This is a genomic window from [Rhizobium] kunmingense, from assembly GCF_977018605.1.
In genome coordinates this window covers 720,379-734,953 of sequence record NZ_CDRNXG010000001.1, presented here as the reverse complement: position 1 = coordinate 734,953, position 14,575 = coordinate 720,379, and the positions used below count along the sequence as shown (strand labels likewise).

The 14,575-nt window shown below is 61.6% G+C and carries 14 protein-coding genes; 13 read left to right on the top strand and 1 reads right to left on the bottom strand.

What is annotated here, in order from left to right:
• Positions 1-14: 14 nt before the first annotated feature.
• The 5 genes from greA (at position 15) to murJ (ending at position 7,273) form a co-directional block, all read left to right on the top strand.
• Entirely contained in the window at positions 15-497 is a 483-nt protein-coding gene (gene greA, locus AC0JZ4_RS03705) for a transcription elongation factor GreA (protein WP_471885098.1), read from the top strand.
• A 94-nt stretch (positions 498-591) separates the two neighbouring features.
• Positions 592-1,524, top strand: a complete 933-nt coding sequence (locus AC0JZ4_RS03700) for an MYG1 family protein (protein ID WP_471885097.1) — start codon at positions 592-594, stop codon at positions 1,522-1,524.
• Positions 1,525-1,702: 178 nt separating this feature from the next.
• Positions 1,703-2,731, top strand: coding sequence for a helix-turn-helix domain-containing protein (locus AC0JZ4_RS03695; protein ID WP_471885096.1), 1,029 nt, complete (start codon positions 1,703-1,705; stop codon positions 2,729-2,731).
• 97 nt (positions 2,732-2,828) lie between these two features.
• Entirely contained in the window at positions 2,829-5,651 is a 2,823-nt protein-coding gene (locus AC0JZ4_RS03690; protein WP_471885095.1) for a [protein-PII] uridylyltransferase, read from the top strand.
• Positions 5,652-5,695: 44 nt separating this feature from the next.
• Entirely contained in the window at positions 5,696-7,273 is a 1,578-nt protein-coding gene (murJ, locus tag AC0JZ4_RS03685; RefSeq protein ID WP_471885094.1) for a murein biosynthesis integral membrane protein MurJ, read from the top strand.
• Between the two features lie 32 nt (positions 7,274-7,305).
• Here the strand turns inward: murJ and AC0JZ4_RS03680 are convergent, their stop codons facing one another.
• The gene (locus AC0JZ4_RS03680) at positions 7,306-7,788 is read right to left on the bottom strand and encodes a YcbK family protein (protein WP_471885093.1); all 483 of its coding nucleotides are present in this window, start codon (positions 7,786-7,788) and stop codon (positions 7,306-7,308) included.
• Positions 7,789-8,264: 476 nt separating this feature from the next.
• Here AC0JZ4_RS03680 and trpS point away from each other — a divergent pair, with 476 nt between their 5' ends.
• From trpS to miaB, 8 genes are all read left to right on the top strand, one after another.
• A complete protein-coding gene (gene trpS / locus AC0JZ4_RS03675; RefSeq protein ID WP_471885092.1) occupies positions 8,265-9,329 on the top strand; it encodes a tryptophan--tRNA ligase in 1,065 nt (354 codons plus the stop codon).
• A gap of 135 nt (positions 9,330-9,464) precedes the next feature.
• Positions 9,465-9,956, top strand: a complete 492-nt coding sequence (locus tag AC0JZ4_RS03670) for a universal stress protein (RefSeq protein WP_471885091.1) — start codon at positions 9,465-9,467, stop codon at positions 9,954-9,956.
• Positions 9,957-10,066: 110 nt separating this feature from the next.
• On the top strand, positions 10,067-10,636 hold the full coding sequence (locus AC0JZ4_RS03665; RefSeq protein ID WP_471885090.1) for a NifU family protein: 570 nt from the start codon (positions 10,067-10,069) through the stop codon (positions 10,634-10,636).
• Positions 10,637-10,655: 19 nt separating this feature from the next.
• Positions 10,656-11,294 carry a tRNA (adenosine(37)-N6)-threonylcarbamoyltransferase complex dimerization subunit type 1 TsaB gene (tsaB, locus tag AC0JZ4_RS03660; protein WP_471885089.1) on the top strand — a complete coding sequence of 213 codons (639 nt, stop codon included), beginning with the start codon at positions 10,656-10,658 and terminating at the stop codon, positions 11,292-11,294.
• A gap of 6 nt (positions 11,295-11,300) precedes the next feature.
• The gene (locus tag AC0JZ4_RS03655) at positions 11,301-11,795 is read left to right on the top strand and encodes a GNAT family N-acetyltransferase (protein ID WP_471885088.1); all 495 of its coding nucleotides are present in this window, start codon (positions 11,301-11,303) and stop codon (positions 11,793-11,795) included.
• A gap of 41 nt (positions 11,796-11,836) precedes the next feature.
• The gene (locus AC0JZ4_RS03650) at positions 11,837-12,265 is read left to right on the top strand and encodes a Fur family transcriptional regulator (RefSeq protein ID WP_471885087.1); all 429 of its coding nucleotides are present in this window, start codon (positions 11,837-11,839) and stop codon (positions 12,263-12,265) included.
• Between the two features lie 22 nt (positions 12,266-12,287).
• Positions 12,288-13,091: a lyso-ornithine lipid O-acyltransferase gene (olsA, locus tag AC0JZ4_RS03645; RefSeq protein ID WP_471885086.1), complete on the top strand. Its 804-nt coding sequence runs from the start codon at positions 12,288-12,290 to the stop codon at positions 13,089-13,091.
• Positions 13,092-13,144: 53 nt separating this feature from the next.
• Positions 13,145-14,557 carry a tRNA (N6-isopentenyl adenosine(37)-C2)-methylthiotransferase MiaB gene (gene miaB / locus AC0JZ4_RS03640; RefSeq protein WP_471885085.1) on the top strand — a complete coding sequence of 471 codons (1,413 nt, stop codon included), beginning with the start codon at positions 13,145-13,147 and terminating at the stop codon, positions 14,555-14,557.
• The last annotated feature ends 18 nt before the right edge of the window (positions 14,558-14,575 follow it).

The following is a 14,575-nucleotide window of genomic DNA, read 5'->3' as shown; positions in this document are numbered from 1 at the left end:
CAAGGAGCATTCGCGTGAGCGTTGCCTTCATGAAGGAAGAGAGTGCCGAGACGGCGGCTGAAACGGTTCTGCCCGACCGGCCGGTCTCGCCGCATCCGAATTTCGTCACCGACGCAGGGCTGAAGCGGCTCGAAGCGCAGTTGCAGGCTGCCCGCGAAGCGCTCGAGGCCGCAAACGCTATCGAGGAGATCAACGAGCGCCGCCGGCAGGCGGCCGGCCCGGCGCGCGACATCCGTTATTTCGCCGAACGCCTTCATACCGCGCAATTGATGCCGGCACCCGCGACAGCCGACAAGGTCGGCTTCGGAAGCGAGGTCCGGTTTGCCCGCGATGACGGCCGGGAACAGGCCTATCGCATCGTCGGTGAGGACGAGGCCGATCCGAAGGCGGGCACCATCTCCTACGTCTCGCCGGTGGCAAGGGCTCTGACCGGAAAGGCGGTTGGCGATATTGTCGCCGTCGGTAACCAAGAACTCGAAATCCTGGCGATTTCCTGAGCCTGCGGGCGGTGCCGGCAGCGAAGTCGCTTGAGATCGCCTGCCGCTGCGTCTATCTGGTCTGACCCCAAGACTTGAAGAGGCGTATTGCGGCATGAAACCAGACTATCTCGTCACCCATTCCGGTGGCTTCCATGCCGATGAACTTCTCTCCAGCGTCATCCTGACGCGCCTTTTTCCCGAATCGAAGATCGTTCGCAGCCGTGCGCCCGACTGGATTACGCCCGGCGGCGACCGCATCATCTATGACGTGGGCGGCTCCTACGATGCCGATGCGCGCATTTTCGACCATCACCAGCGCGGCGCGCCGCTGCGTGAGGATGACGCGCCCTACAGTTCCTTCGGCCTGATCTGGAAACATTTCGGCCGCGATTACCTCGCCGCGATGAACATTCCGGACGCCCATGTCGAGCCGCTGCACGCTTCCTTCGACAAGAGCTTTGTGCTGCCGATCGACCTGATGGACAATGGTGCACTCAGCCCGTCGAGTGCCGGACCGCTGGCGGGCCTTACCCTGTCGAGCCTGCTCGAGACCCTGAAGCCGACCTTCGACCAGAAGGAAGAAGGCGCTGACGACCGTGCCTTCCACGCAGCGCTTTCGATCGCCCGCGCCTTCGTCGAGGCCGGCATCGGCCAGCGCGCGGCCAAGCTTCGTGCCGAAACGCAGGTGCTTGAAGCGATCGAGAAGGCCGGCGACAGCCGCATTCTCGAGCTCGCCATGGGCATGCCCTTCCGGCCCGCTATCCTGAAATCCGGTGCCGATCACCTTCTTTTCGTCGTCCACCCGCGCGACGGCAAGGACTGGTGCGTCACCGGCATTCGAAAGGCGGACGACGGTTTCGAACTGCGTGCCGACCTGCCGAAATCATGGGCTGGTCTCACCAATGCGGATCTCGAAGCGGCTTCGGGCGTCGAGGGCGCTACCTTCTGTCACAATGGCCGCTTCATCGCTGCCGCGAAAAGCCGTGAGGCAGCGCTCGCCATGGCCGAGATCGCAGTTAGGGAAGCGCTGGCAGAGGCCGCCTGAACGACCGGCGATAGATGCTGATACGAGCCGGCATGCGGTGTTGGCAGAGCGTGAAAACCGCCTGCCAGTGGCATTTAAATGTGATACATGCTTCCGGAAACCCGACATGGGCCGTATTCGGTCAGCCTGATTGGCGCCTCCGATACGGCCCGTCCGACCTCCCGTTTCCGGTTATCCAGTGCTCACCGTACCTTTGCCATTCATTGCCGGCTTGGTCTTCGTTCTGGTCCTCCATAACAGCCTCAAGGGCGTGGAGGCGCTGGGGAGCAGGCGCTTCTTCCTCGCGTTTCTCATTCTTTATGCCTTGCAGGGCATGATCGTCGGCATCCATTTCGGCTATGGCGTGACGGCGCTTGCGCCAGTCCAGCCGATCACCGCCTCCTTCATGCCGCCGCTTGCCTTTCTCGCCTTCAGGGGGCTGACGCAGGAGGCAGGGCCGACAATCTGGATCCATCTGTGGGCGCCGGTCGCGGTCAGTGTTGCCGTCCTGTTCCTGCGACCGCTCGTCGATCCGCTTCTGCTGCTGGTTTTCGTTGTCTACGGTGCGGCACTATGGCGCCTCACCCGCAGGGCGGGCGAGGAAACGATGGCCGAAGCGACGCTTGAGCGCATGCGCCCCGCCTTCCGCGCCGCGCGGCTGACGTCGGCGCTGATGTTTTTCTTCGCTTTGAGCGATGCGGCGATCGCCATCTATGCCGGCTTTGCCGGTGCTGCCTTCGTGCCCGGTGTCGTCGCCGCCATGAACATCCTTGCGCTTGCGGCCAGCCTTGCATTCTACGTCGCGCCTGTCGCTACTGTCAGGCCCGTGCCTATGGCACCTGTGCCCGATGACGAAAGTGAGGCGATCGTCGAGGCGGTGCGGGAGACGTTGAACCGCGGCGGCCTCTATCGGGATGAGAATCTCAGCCTGGCAAAAATCGCCCGCAAGGCCGGCATTCCGGCCCGCGACCTGTCCTCTGCCATCAATCGTTCAACCGGGCTCAATGTCTCCCAGTTCGTCAACAACCGGCGTGTAGAGGAGGCGTGCCGGCTTTTGGATGAGACCAGGCATTCGGCGACCGCGATCATGCTGGAGGTCGGCTTTTCCACCAAGTCGAATTTCAACCGCGAGTTTCGCCGCGCCACCGGCATGAGCCCGCGGCAATGGCGTGGCAGGTCCGGGAAATCTGTGGAGCCCGAGGCTTTCGATGTTGAATCTGCTTCCTGAACGCAACAACTTGGAAACGACATGCCACCATAATCGGTGGTCAAGGTGCCGCAAATTCGCTAAAGCCTCCCCGGCAAACTGGCACCGGTAGGATGATATGGCCAGACAAGAGATCGACTTTTCCCAACTGCTCGACGTTGACGCGCTGAAGGCCGAGTGCCGCGCGATGATGAAGAAGGATCGACCGCACCTGGAATTGCGGGCGGCGCTTCTGCCCGTCATGCGCCAGGCCAGCAATGCCGGCCGGCAGAAGGCGAGGGAACTGCTCGACAAGGACGGCAGCGGTCTCAATTGCGCCGAGCGGATTTCCTGGGTTCAGGACCAGATCATCACCATTCTCTATGAGACCGTGGCAACCGTGATCCACCCGGAGGGCAAGGATATCGCGGTGGCGGCGGTCGGCGGCTACGGCCGCGCCACGCTGGCGCCCGGCTCCGATATCGACCTTCTTTTCCTGCTGCCGGAAAAGAATTCCGAAGGCATGCGCCGGGCGGTCGAATTCCTGCTCTATATTCTCTGGGACATGGGCTTCAAGGTCGGCCACGCCACCCGCACGGTGGAAGAGTGCATCCGCCTCGCCAAGACCGACATGACGATCCGCACCGCCATTCTGGAAAGCCGCCATATCTGCGGCGCGCAAGCGCTTCTTTCGACGCTCGAAAGCCGCTTCGACACCGAGGTCGTGGCCGATACCGGTGCCGAATTCGTCGCGGCCAAGCTCGCCGAGCGCGACGTGCGTCACCAGAAGTCGGGCGACACGCGCTATCTGGTCGAGCCGAACGTCAAGGAAGGCAAGGGCGGTCTGCGCGACCTGCACACGCTGTTCTGGATCTCCAAATACTATTACCGCGTCAAGGATACCGCCGATCTGGTCAAGCTCGGCGTCTTCTCCCGCTCGGAAATCCGCCTGTTCGAGAAGGCCGACGATTTTCTCTGGGCCGTGCGCTGCCACATGCATTTCCTCACCGGCAAGGCGGAGGAACGTCTGTCCTTCGATATCCAGCGCGAGATCGCGGCAGCGCTTGGCTATCATGCGCGCCCCGGCCTTTCCGCCGTCGAGCGCTTTATGAAGCACTATTTCCTCGTCGCCAAGGATGTCGGCGATCTGACCCGCATCTTCTGCTCGGCGCTGGAGGAACAGCAGGCCAAGGCCGCCCCCGGCATTGCCAACCGGGTCATCTCGCGTTTCACCAAGCGGCTGCACAAGATCCCCGGCACGACGGATTTCGTCACCGATCGCGGTCGCATCACGCTGGCGGCACCCGATGTCTTCGCCCGCGATCCCGTCAACATCATCCGTTTCTTCCATGTCGCCGATATCAATCAGCTGGAATTGCATCCGGATGCGCTGAAGCGCATGACCCGCTCGCTGTCGCTGATCGACAATTCCGTGCGTGAGAACGAGGAGGCCAACCGGCTGTTCCTCTCCATCCTCACCTCGCGCCGCGACCCGGCGCTGATGCTGCGGCGGATGAACGAGGCCGGCGTGCTCGGCCGTTTCATCCCCGAATTCGGCAAGGTCGTGGCGATGATGCAGTTCAACATGTATCACCACTACACGGTCGACGAGCACCTGATCCGCACGGTCGAGGCCCTGTCGGAGATCGACAAGGGCGAGGTCGAGGAACTGCACCCGCTTGCCAGCAAGTTGATGCCCGGCATAGAGGAGCGCACGGCGCTCTATGTCGCCGTCCTCCTGCACGACATCGCCAAGGGCCGCCAGGAGGACCACTCGGTCGCCGGTGCCCGGATCGCGCGAAAACTTTGCCCCAGGCTCGGCCTCAGCAAGAAACAGACGGAACTCGTCGCATGGCTGATCGACCAGCATCTCGTCATGTCGATGACGGCCCAGACGCGCGATCTGCATGATCGCAAGACGATCAGCGATTTTGCCGATGTCGTGCAGTCCATGGACCGGCTGAAACTGCTGCTCATCCTGACGATCTGCGATACGCGCGCCGTCGGTCCCGGTGTGTGGAACGGCTGGAAGGGCCAGCTATTGCGCACGCTCTATTACGAGACCGAGATCCTGCTGTCCGGCGGGTTCTCCGATTCACCCCGGCGAGAGCGCGCGATCGTCGCCGAACAGGCGCTTTACAAGGCGCTGTCCGACTGGGACGAGGTCGATCGCAAGACCTATTCGTCGATGCATTATCAGCCCTATCTCCTGGCGGTGTCGCCGGACGATCAGGTGCGCCATGCCGGCTTCATTCGCGAGACCGACCGCGCCGGCAAGGTGCTGGCGACGATGGTGCGTACGGATGCCTTCAGGGCGATCACGGAAATCACCGTTCTGGCTCCCGACCACCCGCGTCTTCTGTCCGTCATCGCCGGCGCCTGCGCGGCGGCCGGCGCCAATATCGCCGATGCGCAGATCTACACCACGACCGACGGTCGCGCTCTGGACACCATCCTCATCAACCGCGAATTCGCCAATGACGAGGACGAGCAGCGCCGTGCCGGCACCGTCGGCCGGATGATCGAGGACGTACTGTCTGGCAAGCGCCGCCTGCCGGAAGTCATCGCAACCCGCGCCAAGGCGAAGAAGAAGAACAAGGCCTTCGACATTCCACCGTCTGTCATCATTGCCAACAGCCTGTCGAACAAGTTCACCGTCATCGAGATCGAATGCCTCGACCGCACCGGTCTTCTGGCCGATGTCACCGTCGGCCTTGCCGACCTGTCGCTCGATATCCAGTCGGCGCGGATCACGACATTCGGCGAGAAGGTCATCGATACGTTCTATGTGACCGATCTGGTCGGCCAGAAGGTGACCAACGAAAACCGCCAGAATTCGATTTCGGCACGACTCAAGGCGGTCATGTCGGATGATGAGGACGCCGATGGCGGCATGCCTGCGAGCGTCAATCCGGTCGTGTCCGAACCGCCTGCGGCCCGCAAGAACAAGGCGAGCGCGTGACCGGCCTCCGGCTCCCCCTCTGGCTGCTTAGGGATGATGCGTAGATGAGCCTCGTCAAGAAATTCGCCACTGTCGGCGGTGCAACGCTCGGCAGCCGGATTTTCGGCTTCGCCCGCGAAACGATGATGGCGGCGGCACTCGGCACCGGGCCGATGGCGGACGTCTTCTATGCCGCCTTCCGCTTTCCCAACCTGTTCCGCCGCCTGTTTGCCGAAGGCGCCTTCAATGCCGCCTTCGTGCCGCTCTTTTCCAAGGAGATCGAGGCGAATGGCGTCGAGGGTGCCAAGCGATTTTCCGAGGAAGTCTTCGGCGTCCTGTTCTCGGCCCTGCTGATCATCACCATCGCCATGGAACTCGCCATGCCCTGGCTGGTGCAGTGGATCATCGCACCGGGCTTTGCCGATGACGCGGAAAAGACCTCGCTGACCATCCGCATGGCAGCGGTCATGTTTCCCTACCTGATGTGCATGTCGCTGACGGCGATGATGAGCGGCATGCTGAACTCGCTGCATCATTTCTTTGCCGCTGCAATCGCGCCGGTCTTCCTCAACGTGGTGATGATCGCCGCGCTGTTCTACGGCCTGTATATCGCCGCGCCGCCGGAACAGATCGCCTGGTACCTGTCCTGGAGCGTGCTTGTCGCCGGTCTTCTGCAGCTGGCCGTGGTCTATGTCGGCGTGCGCCATGCCGGCATCAATATCGGCTTCCGCCGCCCGCGCATGACGCCCAACGTCAAGCGGCTGCTCTGGCTGGCCGTGCCGGCGGCGGTTACCGGCGGCATCACCCAGATCAACCAGATCATCGGCATGGCGATCGCCTCCGGCAAGGAGGGGGCGATTGCAGCCCTGCAATATGCCGACCGCATCTATCAGCTGCCGCTCGGCGTCGTCGGTGTCGCCGTCGGCGTCGTGCTTCTGCCGGAACTGTCGCGCGCGCTCAAAGGCGGGCAGGTCAAGGAAGCGGCCAATATTCAGAACCGCTCGATCGAATTCGTCCTGTTCCTGACCCTTCCGGCCGCAGCCGGAATCTGGGTCCTGTCGGACGCGATCATCCGCGTGCTCTATGAGCGTGGCGCGTTTGCCCCCGAAAACACCGCAGTCGTCGCCGGCATTCTGGCTATCTACGGTCTGGGCCTGCCGGGTTTCGTGCTGATCAAGGCGCTGCAGCCGGGTTTTTATGCGCGCGAGGATACGAAGACCCCGATGCGCTTCACCATGATCTCGGTGGTGGTGAACTCGGGGTTGGCAATCTCGCTCTTCCCGATCCTCGCCGAACGTGGCATTGCCACGGCGGAAGCGGCGGCCGGCTGGATCAATACGATACTGCTGTTTGGGACACTCGTCTGGCGCGGCGATCTTGTCTGGGAGTGGCAATTGGCCAAGCGCACGGTGCTGCTGCTCATTTCCGCCGGCGTGATGGCGACATCGCTGATCTATGCGCTACCCTATGCCGCGTCCTGGCTGGCGCCGCAGGCGCATCTATTGAGCCAGGTCACGGCGCTCGGCATATTGATCGCGCTCGCCATGGTCGTCTATTTCGGCGTGGCCTTCCTGATCGGCGGTGCCGATATCGGCATGATAAGGCGCAATCTCAAGCGCCGGAAGAAAGCACCATCGTCCTAGGTGACAAACGGGGCAGCCGAAGGCTGTCCCGATCAGGTATTGCGGCCCTTGGCCTTGCGCTTCAGGTTGGCGAGGCTGCCCTTGCCCTTTTTGCCACAGTGGGCCCAGGCGCGCTTGGGTCCGATATCGACATGCACGATGCCATTGCAGTAACGGCCGATGCCGCCAATGCCCGGAGCGGTGCGGGCGGCAGCCAGGATGCGCTTTTCCGAGACACCCGGCACGCGGATGTCTGCGGCAAAACAGCGGCTATGCTGTGACTTGCCCGCACGCGGACGATGGCCGGACGTGACCATCGGCTTCTTGCCGGTCTGGGTTGCGATGTGGGCGAGAATGGCTTCGAGCTTTTCGGGAAAGCAGCCGGTACGGACGCTGACGCGCTGAACAGTATAGAATGCAGAATAGTCGTGCTTGATTGTGGTGCCGCGGCGTTTTTCACTGGCTGCGGATGCGGCGTTGGCTTCTAGGCTTAATGCCAAAAGGCAGGCCAGCGCTACGCGGAAAAAGATGCGCATGGGTATCCCCTGGAAAGGACCTATCGTCGTGACCGGTCTACTTGTGATGGGCGGGGTATTTCTTTCTGAAAAGTGACGCGAATAAGGAGCAATTTACTCTAAATCAGGATTTCGCGGCCCAAATGCTTAATATCGATTAACTAAATCTATTCTTGCGAACCCCCATATTTTCGGGGGTACCGGTAATTGTCGTTATAAAACTGTTACATAGCTCCCATCCGCGGGCCGATCCGAGCTGCCGCAGGGTGATCTTCGTCGCAGGCGAAAAATATTCGCTTTTTTTTGCGCGTCACGGCCGCTCGTCTGGGCATTTTGCCGAAATAACGGGCCTTGCCTCTTGATGCGGCCCGGTCCGGCGTGCTTAGAGCGCGGCGTAGCTACATGGCCCGCGGGGCGCAATCGCCGGAGATTTCACTCCTGCCGGCATTGCGCGATCCAGAGGCCTGGGGCCTTCCACCAGCCTGTTTGAGGACGATATGAATACGTTCAAGCCACTTGTCTTTTCCGGCGTTCAGCCGACCGGTAACCTTCACCTTGGCAATTATCTCGGCGCGATCCGCAAGTTCGTGGCGCTGCAGGAAAACAACGACTGCATCTATTGCGTCGTCGACCTGCATGCGATCACCGCGCAGCTCGTACACGAAGACCTGAAGGGGCAGATCCGTTCGATCGCCGCGGCCTTCATCGCCTCGGGTATCGATCCGGTGAAGCATATCGTCTTCAACCAGTCGGCGGTGCCGCAGCACGCGGAACTTGCCTGGGTGTTCAATTGCGTCGCCCGCATCGGCTGGATGAACCGCATGACCCAGTTCAAGGACAAGGCCGGCAAGGACCGTGAGAACGCCTCGCTTGGTTTGCTTGCCTATCCGAGCCTGATGGCCGCCGACATTCTCGTCTACCGCGCCACCCATGTGCCGGTCGGCGACGACCAGAAGCAGCATCTGGAACTGGCCCGCGACATCGCCCAGAAGTTCAACATCGACTTCCAGGACAAGATCCGCGCGACCGGCACCGGCGTCGACATGGTCGTCGGCGAAGAGCCGATCCACGGTTATTTCCCGCTGGTCGAGCCGTTGATCGACGGCCCGGCGCCGCGCGTCATGTCGCTGCGTGACGGTACCAAGAAGATGTCGAAGTCCGATCCGTCGGATCTGTCGCGCATCAATCTGATGGATGACGCCGAAGAGATCGCCAAGAAGATCCGCAAGGCCAAGACCGATCCGGATGGTCTGCCGAGCGAACTGGAAGGTCTGGCCGGCCGGCCGGAAGCCGACAATCTCGTCGGCATCTATGCTGCCCTCGCTGATCGCACCAAGGCGGATGTGCTCGCCGAATTCGGCGGACAGCAGTTCTCGGCCTTCAAGCCGGCGCTATCCGACCTGGCGGTCGAGGTTCTGGCCCCGATCAGCGCCGAGATGCGCCGCCTGCTCGACGATACCTCGCATATCGACGCGATCCTCAAGGATGGCGGCGAGCGCGCCGGTGCCCGCGCCCAGAAGGTAATGGGCGAAGTCTTCGACATCATCGGCTTTCTGCGCTGATTTTTAGGTGTCTGAATTTTGCAAACCCGTCGCCTCGTGCGGCGGGTTTTCATTTCCGCGGGTTGGTATAAGGTCCGCCGCAAGGTCGCTTCGACTGCGGACCTTGACGGCAAGTCTGAGGGATTAGGGGGCGCAATGGTTTCCAAGAGACTTTCGCGGCTTGAAGGCCATAGGCGCAAGTTCATGGCGATCATTGACGGCACGCCGGAATGCGAGAAGGCGGTCCATTATGCCGGACGCCGCGCCAAGAATTCCAATGGCGGCCTCGTGCTCCTCTATCTGATCGCCGAGGGCGATTTCCAGCAATGGCTGGGCGTTGAGCAGATCATGCGTGCCGAAGCCATGGAAGAGGCCGAAGCCGTGATGGCCAAGGCGGCGCACAAGGTGCGCGAGACGATCGGCATCGATCCCGAAATCGTCATCCGCGAGGGTGTTGCAACCGAACAGATCAACAGTCTGGTCGAGGAAGACCGCGATATCGCCATTCTCGTTCTGGCCGCCGGCTCGGCCAAGGAAGGGCCGGGCCCGCTCGTATCCGCCATCGCCGGCCGCGGCACGGCCTTTCCGATCCCGGTCACGGTGCTGCCCGATACGCTTTCCGATGAGGAAATTGAGGCCCTGGCATAAACTTCTTGACCGTCGACAGGCAAAGGCGCACTTGAAGCCAAAGCTGAGAATGTTTATCTTCTTTGGAAGAGTTCTAAACTAATTGCCGCGCGCCGGCCAGGAGCAAGCCCATGTTCATCCAGACGGAAGCCACGCCGAACCCGGCGACCCTGAAATTTCTGCCCGGCAAAGTGGTCCTGGAAAACGGTACTGCGGAGTTCCGCAGCGAAGCGGAAGCGGCGGCGGCTTCGCCTCTCGCGGCCCGTCTTTTCAATGTTCCAGGCGTCAGCGGCGTCTATTTCGGCTACGATTTCATCACCGTCACCAAGTCGGATGCCGAATGGCAGCACCTGAAGCCGGCGATCCTTGGCTCCATCATGGAGCACTTCATGTCCGGCCAGCCGGTCATGGGCGGCAATTCGGCCATGGCGGAAGCGCTCGATGAAGAGGGCGAGTTCTTCGAGGAAGGCGACGAGACGATCGTCGAAACCATCAAGGAACTGCTCGAGACCCGCGTTCGCCCGGCGGTTGCCCAGGATGGCGGCGACATCACCTTCAAGGGTTACAAGGACGGTACGGTCTTCCTCAACATGAAGGGCGCCTGCGCCGGCTGCCCGTCCTCGACAGCGACCCTCAAGCACGGTGTCCAGAACCTCTTGAAACACTTCGTTCCGGAAGTGCAGGCGGTCGAGGCGATCTGATACCCGGCAAGACCTTTCCATGATCGTATTGGCTATCGACACTGCGGGCATCGATTGTTCGGCGGCGGTTTTTGACAACGCCTCCGGCAAGCTTCTTTCGTCCGTGTCGGAGGAAATCGGCAAGGGCCACGCGGAGCGTCTGATGGCGGTCATCGACCAGGCGCTCGACGAGGCATCGGTCGAGCTGCGCAATGTCGGCCGGATTGCCGTCGTCATCGGCCCCGGCTCGTTTACCGGTATTCGCGTCGGTGTTGCGGCCGCCCGCGGCTTCGCCCTTTCGCTCGGCATCGAATGCGTCGGGGTCACCACGCTCGAGACGCTGGCAGCGTCGCATCTGGCGGTAGACGATAGTGGCAAGCCTGTCATCGTCGCCATGGATGCCAAGCGCGAAGAGATATATGCTCAGGCCTTCTCGGCCGATGGTGCGCCGCTCGATGAGCCGGCGGCACTGTCAGCAGACGAGGTGGCGCATCTGGCAGGCTCGCTCTCGGCGCAAATGACGGGTTCGTGGGAAACGAAGGCCGGCGATCGCTTCGACATCGGCACGGTTGCCCGGCTCGGTGCGAAGAAGACCGCCGATGGAGCCCGTCCGAAGCCGCTTTACCTGCGCGGCCCGGATGCCAAGCCCCAGACCGGCTTTGCTCTTGCGCGAGCGTGAAGGACGATGTTTGACGATTATCTGAGCTGGAAGCCGTTTTTCGAGGTCGTGCCGATGGAAATCGACGACTGCCGCGAGATATCGGAGCTTCATGGCTCGAGGTTTCCCCGTCAGTGGAGCGACGGGGAGTTTCAGGGCCTGCTTCTGCAGGACAATGTCTTCGGTTTCGTAGCGCGCCAGACCAATGCATTTTTTTCCAGACCGCTCGGCGGCTTTGTCCTGAGCCGCGAGGCAGGCGGCGAGGCGGAAATCCTCACCGTTGCGACAAGCGAGAAATTTGCCCGCCTTGGCCTCGGCTGGCGCCTGATGCAGGCGTCCCTGCGCGAGGCGGTGGCCCGCGGTGCGGACAGCATGTTCCTTGAAGTCGAAGCCGAGAACCGTCCGGCCGTCGGTCTTTACGGCAAGCTGGGATTTGCCAAGGTGGCAGAGCGCCCCGCTTATTATGTGGGTGCCGATGGACGTCGCTCCGCAGCGCTTGTCATGAGCCGTGATCTTCGCTAGTCGCTAGTTTTGAACTGATATCCAAAGGGGGCCGGGACGTCATGGCGGACCTTTCCAAGACACTGGAAGAATTGTGTGCCGAAAAGGGCATGCGCATGACGGAGCAGCGTCGCGTCATCGCCCGTATTCTGCAGGAATCCGACGATCACCCGGATGTCGAGGAACTGTATCGCCGCTCCTCCAAGGTCGATCCGCGCATCTCCATCTCGACGGTCTATCGCACCGTCAAGTTGTTCGAGGACGAGGGAATCATCGAGAAGCATGATTTTCGCGATGGCCGCTCGCGCTACGAGACTGTGCCGGAAGAGCATCATGACCATATGATCGACCTGAATACCGGCAATGTCATCGAATTCCAGTCGGCGGAAATCGAGGCGTTGCAGGAGCGGATCGCCCGCGAACTGGGTTTTCGCCTCGTTGGCCACCGGCTGGAGCTTTACGGCATCCCGCTGGACAAGGACGACGAGTAAGGGTCTCGAATAGGAAAAAGTGGTGATCACGAGCATACGCATCGGCCTTGTCCTGTTCAGCCTCGTGGTGGTGACACTTGTCCTCCTGCCGTTTCAGCTTGTCGGTCTTGCCTTCGACCTGAAGATACGCCGTTACATCCCGCGGTTCTGGCATCGCTGCGCCTGCTGGCTGATCGGTATCCGTATCCGCACTCACGGCCATCTGGACCGCCGCCGGCCGCTGATGCTGGCTGCCAATCATGCGTCCTGGAAGGATATCCTGATCCTCGGGGCGATTGCCGACGTTGTCTACATCGCCAAGGCGGAAGTGGCGAACTGGCCTGTCTTCGGCATTCTTGCCCGGCTGCAGAAGACCATCTTCATCGTCCGCGAGGAAAAGCGCCGCACCGGCGATCAGGTCAATGAAATTGCCGCGAGAATGACGGCAGGCGAGATCGTCGTCCTGTTTCCTGAAGGTACGACGTCCGACGGCAATCGCCTGATGGAAGTCAAGTCTTCGCTCTTTGGAGCGGCTGCCGCGGCCGTGCCGCATACGCCGGATGGTGTTGTCCATGTCCAGCCGGTGGCCATCGCGTATACCCGCGTCCATGGCATGGCCATGGGCCGTTACCATCGGCCGATCGCTGCATGGCCGGGCAGCATAACGCTCGCACCGCATCTCATGGGTGTCTTGAAGGAAGGGGCCATCGATGTCGACGTCGCCTTCGGCGACACGATCGATTTCCGCACCGGCGACAATCGCAAGCACCTGAGCCAGAATGTTACCGCCCAACTGCGCCGCATGCTGATCCGGCACCTGCGGCAACGGGAATATGACGCGGAATAGCGCCACGCTCGGAACCGCTTCAATTCCTGCCCGTCTTGGAGTATGGAAGCGCCATGAACGAACACGTCTCCCTTACCGCCCCGTCCGAAGTGACGGCCTCGCGTCAAAACACCAAGAAGGTCTTCATCAAGACCTATGGCTGTCAGATGAATGTCTATGACAGTACCCGCATGGGCGATGCCCTGGCGGGCGAGGGCTATGTGACGACGGAAGACATGGGGGAGGCCGATCTCGTTCTCCTGAATACCTGTCATATCCGCGAGAAGGCAGCGGAAAAGGTCTATTCGGCGCTCGGCCGTCTGCGCGACATGAAGAAGGCGCGTGCCGAGGAAGGCCGCGAATTCATGATCGGCGTGGCCGGCTGCGTCGCCCAGGCGGAAGGCGAGGAAATCATCCGTCGCGCACCTGCGGTCGACGTCGTCATCGGTCCGCAGACCTACCACCGCCTGCCGGATGCCCTGCGCAAGGCGCGCGGCGGTGAGCGCGTCGTCGATACGGAATATGCCGTCGAGGACAAGTTCGAGCACCTGCCCAAGACCGAGAAGGCGACCATCCGCTCGCGCGGCGTCACCTCCTTCCTCACCGTGCAGGAAGGCTGCGACAAGTTCTGCACCTTCTGCGTCGTGCCTTACACGCGCGGTTCGGAAGTATCCCGGCCGATCGGCCAGATCCTTGATGAGGCGAAACGCCTCGTCGATGCTGGGGTGCGCGAAATCACGCTGCTCGGCCAGAACGTCAATGCCTGGCGTTCCGAGGACGAGAAGGGCAGGGCAATCGGCTTGGCCGATCTCCTGTACTGTCTTGCCGATGTGCCGGGGCTCGCGCGCCTCAGGTACACGACGAGCCACCCGCGCGATATGGACGACCGGTTGATCGAGGCGCATCGCGACCTGCGCATACTCATGCCGTACCTGCATCTGCCGGTGCAGGCCGGCTCCGACCGTATCCTCAAGGCGATGAACCGCCGCCATACGGGCGCGGAATATCTGGCGTTGATCGAGCGCATCCGCGCCGCCCGTCCGGATATCGCCATGTCCGGTGACTTCATCGTCGGCTTTCCTGGCGAGACCGACCAGGATTTCGAAGACACGCTGAAGATCGTCGAGGACGTCAATTACGCCTCGGCCTTCTCGTTCAAATATTCGAGCCGCCCCGGTACGCCTGGCGCCGATCTGCCCGACCATGTGGCGGAAGAGGTCAAGACCGAGCGGCTGGAGCGACTTCAGGCGCTCCTCTTGAAACAGCAGGCCGATTTCGCCACATCATGCGTTGGAAAGACCATCGATCTGCTGCTGGAAAAGCCCGGTCGCATGCCCGGACAGGTCATCGGCCGCTCGCCGTGGCTCCAGTCTGTGAATGTTGATGCAAAAACATCGCAAATCGGTGAGATTATCAGTGTACGAATCACAGGGACCGGCCCGAACAGCTTGTTTGCCGAACCGGCAGGGAGTTTAATCGGCGCATAACTCAAGTTAAGGAGCTTG